This window comes from Hyphobacterium marinum (assembly GCF_036330325.1).
GTDB lineage: Bacteria > Pseudomonadota > Alphaproteobacteria > Caulobacterales > Maricaulaceae > Hyphobacterium > Hyphobacterium marinum.
On record NZ_JAZDRO010000002.1, the window covers coordinates 463764 to 478524 of the forward strand.

Consider the following 14761-nt stretch of genomic DNA (forward strand, 5'->3'; position numbering starts at 1 on the left):
CGGTTAGCGGCCCACGCTGACATAGTCGAATCCGTGCGAGCGCACGTCGTCGGGCGTGTAGATATTGCGCAGATCGACCATGACCTTTCCGGACATGGCGTCCTTCAGCCGGTCGAGGGCCAGCGCGCGGAATTCGTTCCACTCGGTGATGATGACGAGTGCATCCGCGCCTTCGGCGCAGAGGTAAGGTCCGGAGGTGAACTCGACATCGGTGAGGAGTTTTTCGGCCTCGTGGCGGCCGGCCGGGTCAAAGGCGCGGATCTTCGCGCCCGCCTTTTGCAGCGCGGGAATGATGTCCAGCGACGGCGCGTCGCGCATATCGTCCGTGTTCGGTTTGAAGGTCAGGCCGAGCACGGCAATCGTCTTGCCTGACACGTCGCCGCCCATGGCCTTGACGATCTTGTCGGCCATGGCGCGCTTGCGCGTGTCGTTGATCTCGACCGTGGTCTCGATCAGGCGGGCCGGAGCTCCGGCTTCGCGCGCGGTGCGCGTCAGGGCCAGTGTATCCTTCGGGAAGCAGGACCCGCCATAGCCCGGCCCGGCATTGAGGAATTTTGATCCGATCCGGTTATCGAGACCGACGCCGCGGGCGACTTCCTGGACGTTCGCGCCAACCTGCTCGCACAGATCCGCCATCTCGTTGATGAAGGTGATCTTCATCGCCAGGAAGGCGTTGGCGGCATACTTGATCAGTTCCGAGGTCCGCCGCGAGGTGAAGAGGATCGGAGTCTCGTTGAGGAAAAGCGGGCGGTAGATTTCCCGCATCACCGTACGGGCCTTTTCCGTTTCCGCACCGACAACGACCCGGTCCGGGCGCTTGAAGTCGTCAATGGCCGCACCCTCGCGCAGGAACTCGGGGTTGGACACGACGGCGAATTCGGCATCGGGCCGCGCCTTCGCGATAATGTCCTGGACTTCGTCTCCGGTGCCGACGGGCACGGTCGACTTGTTGACCACCACCGTATAGCCGTCCATCGCCGCAGCGATTTCCTCGGCAGCGGTATAGACATAGGTGAGATCGGCATGGCCATCGCCGCGCCGGGACGGCGTGCCGACGGCAATAAAGACCGCATCGGCGTCGCGCACGGCATCGGTCAGGTCGGTGGCGAATTCCAACCGTCCCTCGCGGACATTGCGCTGCACCAGCAGATCGAGCCCCGGCTCGTAGATCGGCACGCCACCACTGCGCAGCATGGCGACCTTTTCGTCATTCTTGTCGATGCAGGTGACGTGATGGCCGAAATCGGCAAAACAGGCTCCGGAAACCAGCCCTACATAGCCGGTTCCGATCATCGCGATACGCATCAGCAATTCCTTTCTTCGCCGGACGGGCCGGCAGGGTCACCGGCCCCGGACCGGTCGGGCGCGCCACGGCGCATATCCTGCAACGCGAGTTGAGGACGTTGCCAAAACCGTCTACCGATCCCGGCACGGAGCCGTCAATGAGTTTAGACGATAGCGACAGCATGGCGGGCACGAAAGCCGCGCCCGCAGAGCCGATGCGGACAGCCACCCGCCGGATCGGGACGGGCGGGCTGTTTGCGGCCGCCTGGCGCGATCTCTTGGAGGGTTTTGCGCGGCGTGAGCTGTGGGTCGCGCTGGCCCATGACGACATGCGCCAACGGTTCCGCCGGACCCTGTTCGGCCTGGCGTGGCTCACCATTTCCTATGCCGTTTTCGTTGCCGCCAAGGTTGCCATTTTCGGCCAACTGATCGCCTCGCCGATTGAATGGTTCGCCGTCTATGTGACGGTCGGATTTCTCGCCTGGCAGTTCATGAATTCAGTGGTGGTGGACAGCTGTACCGCCTTCATCAATTCGGAAAACTGGCTGCTGGGGCTCCGGCTGCCGGTGTCAGTCTTTATCTACGAGAGCATTGCGCGCGACTGTCTGGTCTTTTTCTACAGCGCCATCGTGGCGATCGTGGTTCTCCTGGCGGTCCGGCATCCGATCGAGCCGGTCGCACTGATGGCCCTGCCGGCCTTCGGCATCTATCTGGTCAATGCCGTCTTTGCGCACATGCTGCTCGGCGTAATCTGCATGCGCTATCGCGACGTCTCCCAGCTGGTGCAGACGCTGATGCGGGTCCTGTTCTTCCTCACCCCACTGATCTGGACGCCCGAACAGGTCGGCGACCTGCAGGGATGGCTGTGGTGGAATCCCTTCACCTATTTCATCGATATCTTCCGCGCGCCGATCATTGATGGTGTCATCCCCGTCCATAGCTGGATGGTCGTGCTCGGCATGACCGTGGCGTTCGGCGCGGTCGCCTTTACCGTCTTCGCCCTGTTCCGCCGCCGCCTCGCCTTCTGGTTCTGACGCCATGACACGGATTGCCCTCGACGCCGTCAGCCTGCGCTATCCGGTCTTCTCGTCAGAGAAGGGCCTGGAGACGCCCGACGGGACAGCGCAGCTGAAACAGGCGCGGTTCGGCGGCCGCTATGTCCAGGCACTGGACGACATCAGTTTCACGCTTGAGCGCGGTGACCGTCTTGGCATTATCGGCCGCAACGGATCGGGAAAATCCACGCTCTTGCGTGTGCTGGCCGGTATTTTCCCGCCCCATGACGGCACGGTCGAGATCGACGGGCGGGTTGCGGCCCTGCTTAATATCGGCCTGGGGATGCGGATCGAGGCGACCGGCGAGCGCAACATCATCCTGCGCGGGCTGATCAGCGGCCTGTCGCGGCGCGAAGCCGAAGCGCGGGTCGAAGAGATCGCCGACTTCGCCGAGCTGGGTGATTACATCAAGCTGCCGGTCCGGACCTATTCCTCGGGCATGGCGATGCGGCTCAACTTCGCCATCGCGACCGCCTTCGATCCGGAAATCCTGTTGCTTGACGAATGGATCGGGGCCGGGGACGAGGCTTTCGGAAAGAAGGTGCAGGCGCGGATGAAATCCCTGGTGGGTGCCGCCGGCATTGTCGTACTTGCCAGCCACAACGCGGAGCTGATCGAGCGGTCCTGCAACCGGGCCCTCTGGCTCGACCAGGGCCGGGCACGCGCCATCGGCGACATCGCCGAGGTCATGGACGTCTACCGCGCCGGCTGAAGGGCTATTTCAGGCCCGCTTTCAACAGGTCATGGATATGCAGGAGGCCGAGCGGTCGTCCGCCGGCATCGACCACGAACAGCTGGGTGATTTTGACGCTCCCGGCGGTCATCAGGCGCAGCGCATCCGCCGCGAGCGTATCCGGTCCGACCGTTTTCGGTTGGCTGGTCATCACGTCCAGGGCGGCACGCGCGGGCAGGTCCGACGCGATATGGCGGCGGATATCACCGTCGGTGATCATCCCGGTCAGCGTCCCGTCCGCGCCGGTGACGCCAACACAGCCCAGCCCCTTTTCGGTCATGATGGCAACGGCGTCGCCCATGGCGGTGGCTTCCCCGGTCAGGGGCAGCCCGTCCCCGGAATGCATCAGGTCGGACACCGTCATCAAGGCCGCGCCTAGCGTGCCGCCGGGATGGTAGGTCTTGAAATCGCCAGCCGTGAAGCCGCGCGCCTCGATCAGAGCCACGGCGAGGGCGTCACCGAGCGCCATCATCAGCGTCGTGGAGGTCGTCGGGGCGCGGGTCTCGCCGCAGGCTTCCTCGGCGTCGGGAATGAAGAGGTGATAATCGGCGGCGCGCGCCAGCATGGACTCCTGTCCTGCCGTCATCGCGATCAGCGGTGTCGAGAACCGCCGGCAATAGGCCATCAGGTCCCCCAGCTCGCTGGTCTCGCCCGACTTTGACAAGGCGAGAACCGCATCGTCCGGCGTGATCATCCCGAGATCGCCATGGCTGGCCTCGGTGGGGTGGACGAACTGGGCCGGTGTACCGGTCGACGCCAGGGTCGCGGCGATCTTGCGTGCGACATGTCCGGATTTTCCGACCCCGGCACACACCAGTCGTCCCTTCACCGCGCGGACGAGATCGACGACGGCCGAGAAGCGATCATCAATCGAGCTGGCCAAACGGTCGAGGCCGTCTCGTTCCAGCGCGATCACGCGGCGGGCAGCGTCCTGGGATTGTTTCGGCGTCATGGCGTGTCCTGTCGCGGGTCTCTGTGTTCTCTTTAACGGGGGCGGGCGGCGAGCGGAAGGCGCGCCGGCGCGGTCAATCGCATCTTGCCCCCCTCCGGCACGCGGGCTATCGCAGGACCGGGCCAGATATCAGGGAGTTTGCATGACCCGCCTCATCCTTTTGCGCCACGGGCAGAGCGAGTGGAATCTCCAGAACCGGTTCACCGGCTGGGTCGATGTGAACCTTACCGCCGAGGGCGAAGCGCAAGCCCGGCGTGCCGGCGACCTGATGAAGGCGGAGGGCATCGCACCGGTCCGCGCGCATACCTCCATGCTGACACGCGCCATCAGGACGCTGTGGCTGTCGCTTGAGCAGCTGGAACGGGTCTGGATCCCGGTGGACAAGACCTGGCGGCTCAATGAGCGCCATTACGGCGGACTGACCGGGCTCGACAAGGACGAGACGCGCGCCAAGCACGGCGAGGAACAGGTGAAGATCTGGCGGCGCAGTTATGACATTCCGCCACCGCCGCTCGGCGCGGATGACGAACGCCATCCCCGCTTCGATGCCCGTTATGCCGGTTTGCCGCCCGAAGTCCTGCCCGACAGCGAATCCCTGGCTACGACGCTCGAACGCGTCCTGCCCTACTGGCGTGAGGCGATTGCGCCGCATCTGGCGTCCGGCGACGACATCCTTGTCGCCGCGCACGGCAATTCCCTGCGCGCCATCGTCAAACTCCTCTTCGATGTCTCTCCGGAGGACATCGTGAAGGCGGAAATTCCCACCGGGAACCCGCTCCTGATCGAGCTCGACGCCAAGGGCCGCCAGCCGATCGATGCCCGATATCTCGACACGGATCGCGCCCAGCCCATCCCCGCCCTTTCGTGACGGAACACGCCGACCTTCGCTTTATGGATGCCGCGTTGGCGCTGGCGGAGGCCGGACTGGGCACGACAGCGCCAAACCCCTCTGTGGGGTGCGTGCTGGTTCGTGACGAGCGGGTGGTCGGTTTCGGGGCGACCGCGCCTGGCGGGCGCCCCCATGCCGAGGCCATTGCCCTGAGCATGGCGGGTGGCGAGGCTGAAGGAGCAACGGCTTATGTCACGCTGGAACCCTGCGCCCATACCGGCCAGACCCCGCCCTGCGTGGAGGCCCTGATCGCCGCGGGCGTGGCGCGGGTGGTCGTCGCCTGCACGGACCCTTTCCCGCAGGTGGCTGGCAAGGGTATCGCCCGTCTGGAGGCAGCCGGGATCGCGGTCGAAACCGGATTGCGCCAACACGAAGCCGAAACCCTCAATCGCGGGTTCTTCAAACGCCTTGAAACCGGGCTTCCCTATGTCGGCATCGATCCCGAACCGCGCAGGTACGATGCCGACCTGCCTGCACGGCTCGATGGCGATCCGCACACCGTCCTGCTCGGGCTCGGTCGGGACGGGCTGACCCGGGTCCGGGCACAACCGGACAGCGCCGCCGCGCGCGCCCTGAGAGAGGCCGGATTGGCCGATTATGACGCCGATTCAGTGACAACGGGCCGTTAACCCTGTTTTGGCAGATTAGATCTCCATGCGGGCGGAGTCCCGCGCGCGAGAACCGGCATGAACGAACGTGGCATTGTCTACAAAAAGCTGACCCAGGAGATGGTCGACGCAATTTGCGACCGTCACGAACGCCTGTGGTCGGGTCGAGGCGGCGGCGCGCGGGCATCTTTCGCCTATTGCCTTGCCGAAGGCCTGAATTTCGCCGGGCGGGACCTGTCTGACGCTGACTTTACCGGTGCGGTCCTGGTCAGTGCCGATCTGTCGGGCTGCACGCTCAACAGCGCCAGCTTCTTTGGCGCAGACCTCCGCCGGTCGATCCTCGGCGGGGCGTCCCTGCGCCGGGCCGACATGCGCGGGGCGATCCTGCGCGGCGCGGACCTGACCGGCGCAGACCTGTCGGAAACGGATTTGCGCGAGGGCACGATCGCCCAGGTCGACAAGGTCCATGGCCTGGCCAAGCTGAGCCATGAAAAGCGGGCCGGTGAAATGGAAACCGCGAATTTCACCGGGGCCAATTTGTCGCGCGCGAAAATGGCCGGCGTCGCCGCACAGAAGGCCGATTTTACTGACGCCATGATGATGGGAACGCGTCTGGTCCGTGCGAACCTTCGGGCCACCTGTTTCTCGGGGGCCAATCTGGAAGGTGCCGACATGTCCGGGGCCGACCTGACCGATGCGGACATGACTGATTCCATTCTGGTCGGAACCAATCTTCGCATGGCCCGGCTGGACGGAGCGGACCGGACCGGGGCCCTGACAGACGAGATTGTCGGTGAAGATGTCAGCCAGCTGGACGAACCCGTCGCCGATCTGATCGCGGCGCACATGCTGTGGTGCGAAACCAACGGCGCGAAAGGCAAGCCGTCCGTGTTTGACGGAGCCGACATGCGGGGACTGCGCTCGTTGGCCGGAAAGACACTCACTGCATTTCAGGCGCGCGGCGCAACACTTTACGGAATCGACCTGGAAGGTGCGCAGCTGCAAGGGGCCAAGCTCGAACGCGCGGATCTGCGGATGGCCTGCCTCCGGGGAGCCGACCTTCGCGGCGCGGACCTGACGGGTGCCCGGTTGAACAATGCCGACATGCGCGATTGCAAGCTCGGCCCGCTTCTTCTGGCGGCAGACCGACTGCTACCCGCCTCGCTGGCCGCGGCCAAGGTCCGCTATGCCGACATGCGGGGTGCCGACCTGCGTCACCTTAAAGGGACAGGCGCAGACTTTTCCTATTCCAAGATGAACGGGGCGGACGTGCGCAAGGCGCTGTTCACCGGGTCCTGCTTCACCGGTACGAAGATCGGCAGCCGGTTCCGCGAGGACATCGGAGCCGCAGACGGCGCAGTCGATCTCGACGCAGCCTGATCCTGGCCAGAAACGCAACGCGCCCCCGGCGGGGGAGGCCGGGAGCGCGCGCCACGCCTTGAAGGGAAAGGCGTTTACGTCAGGGTTAGCAAAAGCCGGGGATCAGGCGGCTTTCGACTTTCGGCCCTCGATCACCTTGGCCGAGGGCTGGCTGCCGGATATCGCGATCCGGCGCGGCTTGGCCGCTTCCGGGATTTCACGCTGCAGCTGGATGGCGAGCAGGCCGTTCTTCAGCTCAGCGCCTTCCACATTGACGTGGTCAGCGAGGTGGAAACGGCGCTCGAAGGCGCGCTCGGCAATGCCGCGATGAACATAGCGGGGGCCGTCTTCGTCTTCACTGCGCTCGGCCTTGCGGCCCGAAACGGTCAGCACGTTTTCCTGGACCTCGACGGTCAGGTCGTCTTCGCCGAATCCGGCAACCGCCAGCTCAATGCGGTAATCATTCTCGCCGAGCTGTTCGATATTGTACGGCGGATAACCGTTCGATGGTTCCTGCTTGGAGGCGGAATCGATCAGATTGGCCAGACGGTCGAAACCGACAATGGTCCGGTAGAAGGGGGTGTAGTCGACACTTCTCATAGCGCTCATTCTCCTTGGTCAGAGCAATAAGGCACCTCGCTTCTGACATTCCTCGCGAGGCGGTAAGGCGGCTCCTCAAACCAATCACCCCGCATAGCGGCGGTGACCGGAGCCCGCAGAACCCGTTTTGGCGTCCTGCACGAGATTATTTGGGGAGGGGTTTTCCCGGTTCAAGACCCTTCCCTTCACCCGCGTCCATCTATCTAATGCGCGCGATCCATCACGAATTCAGGAGTATTCCATGTCCCGCATTCTGACGTCTGTCCTCCTTGCTGCCTGTGCCGCGGGGCTTAGCGCCTGCGGGAATGGCAATGACGCGCCTGACGAGGCGGGCCAGGGCGGCGAGGCCGTCATCAGCGAAGAGGCCGCCGGCGCGGATGCCGGAATGGAAGCCGGAATGGAAGCCGGTGACAGCGACGCGGATACGTCGGCAGCAGGGGAGGCCGAGACCGGAACACTGACCTGGGCGGTTGCGGGCGAGTGGCGGGGGACGAACCGCGAACGGGATGTGTGGCGGCATCCGCAGGAGACCCTCGAATTTCTGGGTGTCGACCCGTCGGGCCGGGTCATCGAGATCTGGCCGGGCTCGGGCTGGTATTCGGAAATCCTGGCCCCCTGGGTGGCCGCCAATGGCGGAACCTTCGTTGCAGCGACCTTCCCCGCCGATTCGGAAAGCGAACGCCGCCGCGAGGCGCGCGCCAGCTATGAAGCCCACTTCGCCTCCGATCCGGTTTACGGCACGGTTGAGATGGCCGACTTCCATGCCGATGGCGCGGACCTGGGCGCTCCGGGATCGGCCGACGCCATCCTGTCATTCCGGAATGTTCACAACTGGATGGGCGGCGGATTTGCCGAGCGCGCATTTGCCGATTTCTACGCCGCATTGCGGCCTGGCGGTATCCTGGGCGTGATTGAGCACCGCCTGCCCGATACCCGGGAGCAGGACCCGCGCGCCGGGACGGGCTATGTCCAGGAGGCCTATGTCATCGCGATGGCCCGCGAAGCCGGTTTTGAATTCGTCGGCTCAAGCGAGGTCAACGCCAATCCCGCCGATACCGCCGACCATCCCTTCGGTGTCTGGACCCTGCCGCCGACGCGCCGCAGCGCAGCCTATGGCGAACCGGAGAATCCGGACTTTGACCACAACGTCTATGATGCGATCGGCGAGAGTGACCGGATGACGCTGCTGTTCCGCAAGCCTGAGACGGCCGAGGCCGGGACAACCGACGGCGAGTAGGTCAGCGCGCTGCGCTGGCAAGCATGTCCAGCGCCGTGGCGTGAAGTTCCGGCGTGGCGGCGGCAACAACCTGCCCGCCGTCACCGGCCGGTCCGCCACGCCAATTGGTCAGGACACCGCCGGCGGCCGTCACAACAGGTATCAGGGCGCGCACGTCAAACGGCTGAAGTCCGGATTCAACGACCAGGTCGATCTGCCCCGATGCCAGACAGGCATAGGCATAGGCATCATGGCCAAAGCGCGTCAGCCGTGCCGCCGCCCGCAGGCGTGCGAAAGCCTCCGCTTCGGCACCTTCGAACAGATAGGGATCAGTGCTGGCGAGAATGGCGCCGTCAAGGCGGGTGACACCCGAGACGGCCGGGATCCGGTCCGGCAGTCCCGAACGGCTGTGGACGGCCCCGCTGACCGAACCGGTAAACCGTTCACCGATATAGGGCTGGTCGATCATGCCCAGAATGGAGTCTGGCCCGTCATCGAGAGCGATGAGTACGGTCCATGTCGGAAAGCCGGCAATGAAGCCCCGCGTGCCATCGATTGGATCGAGCGTCCACAGGCGGCCATTGCGACTATCGACGGGGGGAAACTCCTCCCCGAGAATACCGTCATCGGGCCGTTCCGCCGAGATAAGCGAACGCATGGCGGCCTCGGACGCCCGGTCGGCCAGCGTCACCGGATCGAAGCCGGTTTCACCGAGCTTGTTCTCCAGCCCGGCCTCGGCGCGGAAATAGGGCAGGATTGCTGCGCGTGCCGCATCGGCGAGGCGGCCGGCGAATTCGAGATCGTCGGATAATGAAAAGGCGGGCATCGCTGCCCGCCTATCACGTGATGATCATCTTCACCAGTCGTCCGGCCCGGATGACCGGGCGTTTCAGGCGGCGTCGTTGGCGGCCTCGGACGGCTCAAGGGATTTGGCCAGTTCCAGGAGGCGCTTTCGCGGCCGTTCACCGAGACGGTAGTAAGCGCGGACCAGATCCATGGTTTCCTTCTGGGAGAGGATGTCCGCAGCCAGGGTCGGCTCCGACGTCGGATCGCTGTCGCGCTCGGAGAGCCCTTCATAGAAATACTGCACCGGGACATCGAGCGCTTCGGCCAGCTCGAACAGCCGGCTGGCGCTGACCCGGTTGGCTCCACACTCATATTTCTGGATCTGCTGGAAGCGGATTCCGACAGACTCGGCCAGCTGTTGCTGGGTCAGCCCGAGAAGACGGCGGCGGCGGCGCAGCCGCTTGCCGACATGAAGATCGATTTCGTTGGTCATCGTGCGTCACACCCTCTGATCACCCCTGATACGCCGCATCCGGCCGGCGCACTCGCTTGATACGGGAGCAAAGCACGCGCCAAGCGAGTCCGGATCCCCCGATTCGCTTGCGCTGCAACGATTCTAGCGGAGTTCGACCCCCCAGGGCCGCGAGCAGAGATCGGCGATGAAAGCCGTCAGGCGCGTACGCGTGGTCTCAAACGTCCCGGAACGGGTCACATCGGATTCGTTGAGATAGAGCGCGCGATTCACCTCGATCTGGACCGCATGCCGATTCAGGAGGGGCCGGCCGTAGAATTCGGTGGAATGGCCACCGGCATAGGGTTCGTTCCGAGCCGTTCTGAAACCGGAATTCCGTGCGGCGGCTTCGACCTGATCGACAATCCCGGGCGCAGCCGAGGCTCCATGCCGGTCGCCGATTACAATATCGATATGCCGATTGCCGCGGGACGGCATGGAATGGGCATCAATCAGGATAACGAAACCGAACGCGCGCGTGACGGCGGCCAGCTCCTCTTCGAGTGCCTCATGATAAGGGCGGTAGAGTCGGTCGAGGCGATCGGTGGCTTCCGATATCGGGAGACGGTGCGGGTAGACCGGTTCGCCCTCGGCACCGATTCGCGGGATGACACCGAGCCCGGCGCGGGTCCGCGGGCTCGGAGTGTTGCCGCTACGGGGGGCATCGATAAACAGTTGTGGATCGATTTCATCGATCGCGCGGTTCGGATCGAGATAGACGCGCGGAAAATTGGCGCGCACCATCGGCGCACCGCAGGCCGGGGCGGCGGAAAACAGCTCGTCAATATAGGCGTCTTCTGATCGCCGAAGCTGGACGAGCGACAGCGCCGTATCCTGCAAGAACGCGTCCGAATAGCGGCGTCCACTATGCGGTGACGCGAACACGAGCGGGGCCCTGAGGGTTTCCGGGCGCCGGATGGAAACCGGACCGTCATCTGCGGCTGTATCCGCCGTCGGAACGGCGTCGGTCAGGGTCTCTACTCGAAGCGATGAAGCAGCATCCATGGGGGCAATCGTGATTGGGCATGCATGGCCCGTCAACAACGTGTCGCCCGCGTTCAGCGGGTTTTTACGATATTCGGGTATTCAACAGGCTGAAACTTGTTCCTGAAGGGTGGGAGTTCGCGAGAACCATGGCGAATATTCTTTTGGCGGAAGACGACGATTCGATGCGCGACTTCCTTGCGAAGGCGCTCAAACGCGCCGGACACGAAGTGACCAGTTGCGCGGATGGTGACGCCGGTCTGGCAGCATTTGAGGCCGGGACACCCGGTTTTGACCTGCTGCTGACCGACATTGTCATGCCCGGGATTGACGGGATCGAGCTGGCGCGGCGCGCGGCCGAGACCGCTCCGGGCCTGAAGATCATGTTCATCACCGGATTTGCCGCCGTGGCTCTGAACCCGGGGTCCGGCGCACCAACGAATGCGAAAGTGCTGTCCAAGCCTTTCCATCTTCGCGAACTGGTCGACGAGGTGGCCCGCGTTACCGCCGCCTGACCCGATACTCCGCTGAAACATGAAAGCCGCCGGACACACTGTCCGGCGGCTTTTTCTTGTGGCCAATGGTCGGCCAACAGAAAAGGCCCGCTCTTGCGAGCGGGCCTTTCCCGTTTTCATCGTGTCAAGCGATCCTAGAAGCGCTTGGCAACATTGATGAAGAAGCGACGGCCAACCATGTCGTAGCCAACGCCCAGCGGGACGTTGCCTTGCGCCAGGGTGGCGTCGGACGTGTTCTGGTCAACGAGAGGCGGATCTTCATCCGCAACGTTGTTGACACCGAACCGGACCGACCACGTGTCGCTCGCCCAATTGACGGAGAGCGTGTGGTACAGGACCGCGTCGACATCGTCGATGGCACCAACCGTCGGGTCACAGGTGCTGGCTGCACCGCCCGTGGTGAAGTTTTCGCACGGCGTCAGAGCCGCACCAAACACACCCAGGTTGTCCTGTGCACCGATGTATTGACCGCGCCAAGCGAACGTCCAGTCACCATTGATGATCCGGGCGTTCATGGTACCGCGCCAATCCGGGTAGGTGATCGTACCCGCACGCTCGCTGACCGCAGAACCAGGCGTGGTCTGGTTGGTCACCGAGGTCGTGTAGGTAAACACCGCATCGGCCTGGAAGGTCGAATTCATCAGCCAGCTGAGCTCTTGCGAGAAGCGGGCATTGAGGTCGAAACCTTCAGACGTCTGCGTGGCAATGTTGAACGGCGTGTTGTCCACGAAGGTCAGCAGGCCCGTGGCCGGGTCACGCTGACGACGCGCACAGAACGGGTCGTTCGGGAAGTTGGTGGAGGTATAGCACCGGTTCAGCGAGAACGCCGTACCCGGAATGGCCACCGCGTCATCAACCCGGATTTCGAAGTAGTTCACTCCGAAGGTGAAGTTGAAGGCGTCAGTGAACTGCTGATCCACCACGAAGCCGAGGCTGATCGCGTCGGACGTTTCCGGCTCGAGGCCCGGGTTACCGGCCCGGAAGGACTCGATGCTGGGAACGCCGGTCAGGCCGAGGCTGAACGGGTCCACGCCTTCAGACTGACAGTTGGCGATCACGGTCGGAGACCGCGTATCGAGCGCCGGGTTGTAGACACCGCCGCCAGATGCCGCGAGCGGCACCACGCAGGGGTCCGCAAAGCCGGAGGTGAAGCCGGTCTGACCACCCAGGAACAGCTCACGCAGGTTCGGAGCGCGGAAGGACGTACCCGCCGTACCCCGGAAGGTGAGCCAGCTGCTCGGCGACCAGGATCCGCGAACCGACCAGGTCGAGTTCTGACCGTAGAATTCGTGGTCCGTCAGACGGGCCGCGACGTCCAGGGTCAGCTCTTCAGCGAAGGTCCGGCCCTGCAGAAGCGGGAAGGAGGCCTCGCCGTAGAACTCGTTGAGGGAGACGGAACCGCGCGAGACACGGTCGGCAAAGTAGCCGGCCGCGAGACCCGCGGACGCCACCGTGTCGGTGCCCGAGTCGAGCGATTGCAGACGGTATTCCCAACCGAGCACGGCCTGGACTTCACCGTCCGGCAGCGAGAAGACCGGACCGGTCACGAACGCGCCGGCATTCCATTCGGAAACCAGGGTCGTAACGGTACGTTCAGCTGCCAGGTAGTCGAATTCGGCCTGGGTCGCGAATTGCGGACCCACAGCCGGATCGAAGACGTAGAGCGACGGGGCAAACCAGTCGACGACCACGCACGGATCCGGATCGATGAAACCGAAGATGGTCGAGACGATCGGCGTGCCGCAGACCGCGTTGCCGCCGCCATCGAGGCGGGCGGTATTGATGGTCTGGAGCATGCGCTCGTTAAGCACGGCACCGCGCGAGGAGTAACCGATCGAACGGGTGTAGCCGACGAACGATTCGAAGTCCCACGACGGAGCGCCCATGAAGCCGAGATCGCCGCGCAGGCCCAGAAGCATGCGGGACTGTTGCAGCTCGACATCCACATCGCTGCGCTGGAACGGCGAAGCGACAATCGGAACCACGCCGAAACCAACCTGGCCCGTCTGGAACGGGTTGAGCGGGTGGCTATCCGGCACGTCCGGGAACAGCTGACCGTGGTAGGCGCTGTCCTGGAAGGTCCGGCTGTTGGAGTGCGAAGCTTCGAAGAAGAAGCTCGTGCCCTCGATACCGAAGAAGGAGTCGATATCGTAGTCGCCGGTCAGGAAGAAGTTGTACCGCGTCGAGGACGGGAACACATCGTCAAAACCTTCGATCGGGAAGCTCTGGTTCTGCGGCTCGTTCGACAGCGCGGTACGGTTCGCAGCGGAGTTACCCGTGAACCAGCCCGGCGTGAAGAGAAGCGGCACACCGTTGGTGCCGGCCTGACGGTACGCGTCGGTACCGAACATGATCCCGCCACCCGGACGCGGCTCAACCGTGTAAACGCGCACGCGGCTGATGATGGAGCCTTGGCAACGCGATTCCAGCGTGCCGGTCGCGCTCAGTTGCAGGTCGCGCGAGCAGTGGAAGCCACTGTTCGGGTCGAAGTTGTAGCTGCGCTGGTTGAGCTTCAGGTTTTCCTGGTTGAAGTATTCGAAGGCGAAAGTGAAGCCGCCGCGCTGACCCTGGTCACCGACCAGGACCGAGTAACGCTGCTGCTCACCGCCCTCTTCGGACGGGATCGACCAGAAGCCTTCCACGTTCAGACCTTCGTAGTCCTGACGGGTGACGACGTTGATAACGCCGGTCACGGCGTCCGAACCGTACACCGAGGAGGCACCATCCAGCAGGATGTCGACGCGCTCGATGATCGAGGACGGAATCAGGTTGACGTCCGGGAAGGACGGCGCGCCTTCCACACCGGCGGGCGCCATGCGGCGGCCGTTGATGAGGAGGAGCGTACGGTCGGCAGACAGGCCGCGGAGCGACACGTTCTGCACACCCGGACCACCGTTGGTCACGAAGTTCGAGTTCACCGAAGCGTCGAGCTGGGCGCCCTGGACGACCGGCGTCGAGCGGAGGATTTCCGCGGTGTCGATGAGACCGGCTTCGGCAACGGTCTCGGAGTCGATGACCTGAAGCGGAGAAGTGGACGTAAATTCGTCGCGGCGAATACGCGACCCGGTGACGACGATCGAGTCCTGGGAAGCGCTTTCGGCTTCTTCGTCCTCATCTTCATCGTCTGCCTCTTGGGCAAAAGTCGGAGCAACGGTGAATGCCGCCGCTGCGAAGCCCGCAAGGATTGTGGAGCGCAGTAGACGCTCGCGATCCCAAAAGCTGCTCACGATGCTAACCCCTTCGTGATTGTTGTTTACGACTCGCACCCG

The 14761-nt window shown here is 64.0% G+C and carries 14 protein-coding genes; 7 read left to right on the plus strand and 7 right to left on the minus strand.

Features of this window, described 5'->3' with window-relative positions; all coding sequences use genetic code 11:
- Positions 1-3 precede the first annotated feature (3 nt).
- Positions 4-1305 (minus strand): UDP-glucose dehydrogenase family protein, encoded by a 1302-nt coding sequence (locus V0U35_RS07320; RefSeq protein ID WP_330196029.1) that lies wholly within the window; start codon positions 1303-1305, stop codon positions 4-6.
- Between the two features lie 137 nt (positions 1306-1442).
- On the opposite strand from V0U35_RS07320, the gene V0U35_RS07325 reads away from it, so the two are divergent.
- Positions 1443-2318 (plus strand): ABC transporter permease, encoded by an 876-nt coding sequence (locus V0U35_RS07325; RefSeq protein WP_330196030.1) that lies wholly within the window; start codon positions 1443-1445, stop codon positions 2316-2318.
- Between the two features lie 4 nt (positions 2319-2322).
- Positions 2323-3051 (plus strand): ABC transporter ATP-binding protein, encoded by a 729-nt coding sequence (locus tag V0U35_RS07330; protein ID WP_330196031.1) that lies wholly within the window; start codon positions 2323-2325, stop codon positions 3049-3051.
- 4 nt (positions 3052-3055) lie between these two features.
- Here the strand turns inward: V0U35_RS07330 and V0U35_RS07335 are convergent, their stop codons facing one another.
- Positions 3056-4024, minus strand: a complete 969-nt coding sequence (locus tag V0U35_RS07335; protein WP_330196032.1) for a KpsF/GutQ family sugar-phosphate isomerase — start codon at positions 4022-4024, stop codon at positions 3056-3058.
- A gap of 142 nt (positions 4025-4166) precedes the next feature.
- On the opposite strand from V0U35_RS07335, the gene gpmA reads away from it, so the two are divergent.
- From gpmA to V0U35_RS07350, 3 genes are read left to right on the plus strand one after another with little or no spacing between them, the layout of a single operon-like run.
- A complete protein-coding gene (gene gpmA / locus V0U35_RS07340) occupies positions 4167-4892 on the plus strand; it encodes a 2,3-diphosphoglycerate-dependent phosphoglycerate mutase (protein WP_330196033.1) in 726 nt (241 codons plus the stop codon).
- Positions 4893-4915: 23 nt separating this feature from the next.
- The gene (ribD, locus tag V0U35_RS07345) at positions 4916-5542 is read left to right on the plus strand and encodes a bifunctional diaminohydroxyphosphoribosylaminopyrimidine deaminase/5-amino-6-(5-phosphoribosylamino)uracil reductase RibD (RefSeq protein WP_330196034.1); all 627 of its coding nucleotides are present in this window, start codon (positions 4916-4918) and stop codon (positions 5540-5542) included.
- A 57-nt stretch (positions 5543-5599) separates the two neighbouring features.
- Positions 5600-6901 (plus strand): pentapeptide repeat-containing protein, encoded by a 1302-nt coding sequence (locus tag V0U35_RS07350; RefSeq protein ID WP_330196035.1) that lies wholly within the window; start codon positions 5600-5602, stop codon positions 6899-6901.
- Between the two features lie 102 nt (positions 6902-7003).
- Here the strand turns inward: V0U35_RS07350 and V0U35_RS07355 are convergent, their stop codons facing one another.
- Positions 7004-7480, minus strand: a complete 477-nt coding sequence (locus V0U35_RS07355; protein WP_373696388.1) for an Hsp20 family protein — start codon at positions 7478-7480, stop codon at positions 7004-7006.
- Positions 7481-7721: 241 nt separating this feature from the next.
- Between V0U35_RS07355 and V0U35_RS07360 the strand changes: the two genes are divergently transcribed.
- Positions 7722-8717, plus strand: a complete 996-nt coding sequence (locus V0U35_RS07360; RefSeq protein WP_330196037.1) for a class I SAM-dependent methyltransferase — start codon at positions 7722-7724, stop codon at positions 8715-8717.
- A 1-nt stretch (position 8718) separates the two neighbouring features.
- On the opposite strand, the gene V0U35_RS07365 is transcribed toward V0U35_RS07360, so the two are convergent.
- The 3 genes from V0U35_RS07365 to V0U35_RS07375 all read right to left on the minus strand — a co-directional run bounded on the left by V0U35_RS07365 (position 8719) and on the right by V0U35_RS07375 (position 10998).
- Positions 8719-9522: an inositol monophosphatase family protein gene (locus tag V0U35_RS07365; protein ID WP_330196038.1), complete on the minus strand. Its 804-nt coding sequence runs from the start codon at positions 9520-9522 to the stop codon at positions 8719-8721.
- 63 nt (positions 9523-9585) lie between these two features.
- A complete protein-coding gene (locus V0U35_RS07370; protein ID WP_330196039.1) occupies positions 9586-9975 on the minus strand; it encodes a helix-turn-helix domain-containing protein in 390 nt (129 codons plus the stop codon).
- Between the two features lie 123 nt (positions 9976-10098).
- Positions 10099-10998 (minus strand): N-formylglutamate amidohydrolase, encoded by a 900-nt coding sequence (locus V0U35_RS07375; protein WP_330196040.1) that lies wholly within the window; start codon positions 10996-10998, stop codon positions 10099-10101.
- Positions 10999-11126: 128 nt separating this feature from the next.
- Between V0U35_RS07375 and cpdR the strand changes: the two genes are divergently transcribed.
- A complete protein-coding gene (gene cpdR / locus V0U35_RS07380; RefSeq protein ID WP_330196041.1) occupies positions 11127-11492 on the plus strand; it encodes a cell cycle two-component system response regulator CpdR in 366 nt (121 codons plus the stop codon).
- Positions 11493-11626: 134 nt separating this feature from the next.
- On the opposite strand, the gene V0U35_RS07385 is transcribed toward cpdR, so the two are convergent.
- On the minus strand, positions 11627-14719 hold the full coding sequence (locus V0U35_RS07385) for a TonB-dependent receptor plug domain-containing protein (RefSeq protein WP_330196042.1): 3093 nt from the start codon (positions 14717-14719) through the stop codon (positions 11627-11629).
- Between the last annotated feature and the right edge of the window lie 42 nt (positions 14720-14761).

Excerpts from the sequence above, each read along its gene's own strand:
- ribD (WP_330196034.1), top strand. The coding sequence starts at position 4,916 with ATGGATGCCGCGTTGGCGCTGGCGGAGGCCGGACTGGGCACGACAGCG.
- V0U35_RS07360 (WP_330196037.1), top strand. The coding sequence starts at position 7,722 with ATGTCCCGCATTCTGACGTCTGTCCTCCTTGCTGCCTGTGCCGCGGGG.
- V0U35_RS07375 (WP_330196040.1), bottom strand. The coding sequence starts at position 10,998 with ATGGATGCTGCTTCATCGCTTCGAGTAGAGACCCTGACCGACGCCGTT.
- V0U35_RS07330 (WP_330196031.1), top strand. The coding sequence starts at position 2,323 with ATGACACGGATTGCCCTCGACGCCGTCAGCCTGCGCTATCCGGTCTTC.
- V0U35_RS07355 (WP_373696388.1), bottom strand. The coding sequence starts at position 7,480 with ATGAGAAGTGTCGACTACACCCCCTTCTACCGGACCATTGTCGGTTTC.
- V0U35_RS07335 (WP_330196032.1), bottom strand. The coding sequence starts at position 4,024 with ATGACGCCGAAACAATCCCAGGACGCTGCCCGCCGCGTGATCGCGCTG.
- cpdR (WP_330196041.1), top strand. The coding sequence starts at position 11,127 with ATGGCGAATATTCTTTTGGCGGAAGACGACGATTCGATGCGCGACTTC.
- V0U35_RS07325 (WP_330196030.1), top strand. The coding sequence starts at position 1,443 with ATGAGTTTAGACGATAGCGACAGCATGGCGGGCACGAAAGCCGCGCCC.
- V0U35_RS07320 (WP_330196029.1), bottom strand. The coding sequence starts at position 1,305 with ATGCGTATCGCGATGATCGGAACCGGCTATGTAGGGCTGGTTTCCGGA.
- V0U35_RS07350 (WP_330196035.1), top strand. The coding sequence starts at position 5,600 with ATGAACGAACGTGGCATTGTCTACAAAAAGCTGACCCAGGAGATGGTC.
- V0U35_RS07365 (WP_330196038.1), bottom strand. The coding sequence starts at position 9,522 with ATGCCCGCCTTTTCATTATCCGACGATCTCGAATTCGCCGGCCGCCTC.
- V0U35_RS07370 (WP_330196039.1), bottom strand. The coding sequence starts at position 9,975 with ATGACCAACGAAATCGATCTTCATGTCGGCAAGCGGCTGCGCCGCCGC.
- gpmA (WP_330196033.1), top strand. The coding sequence starts at position 4,167 with ATGACCCGCCTCATCCTTTTGCGCCACGGGCAGAGCGAGTGGAATCTC.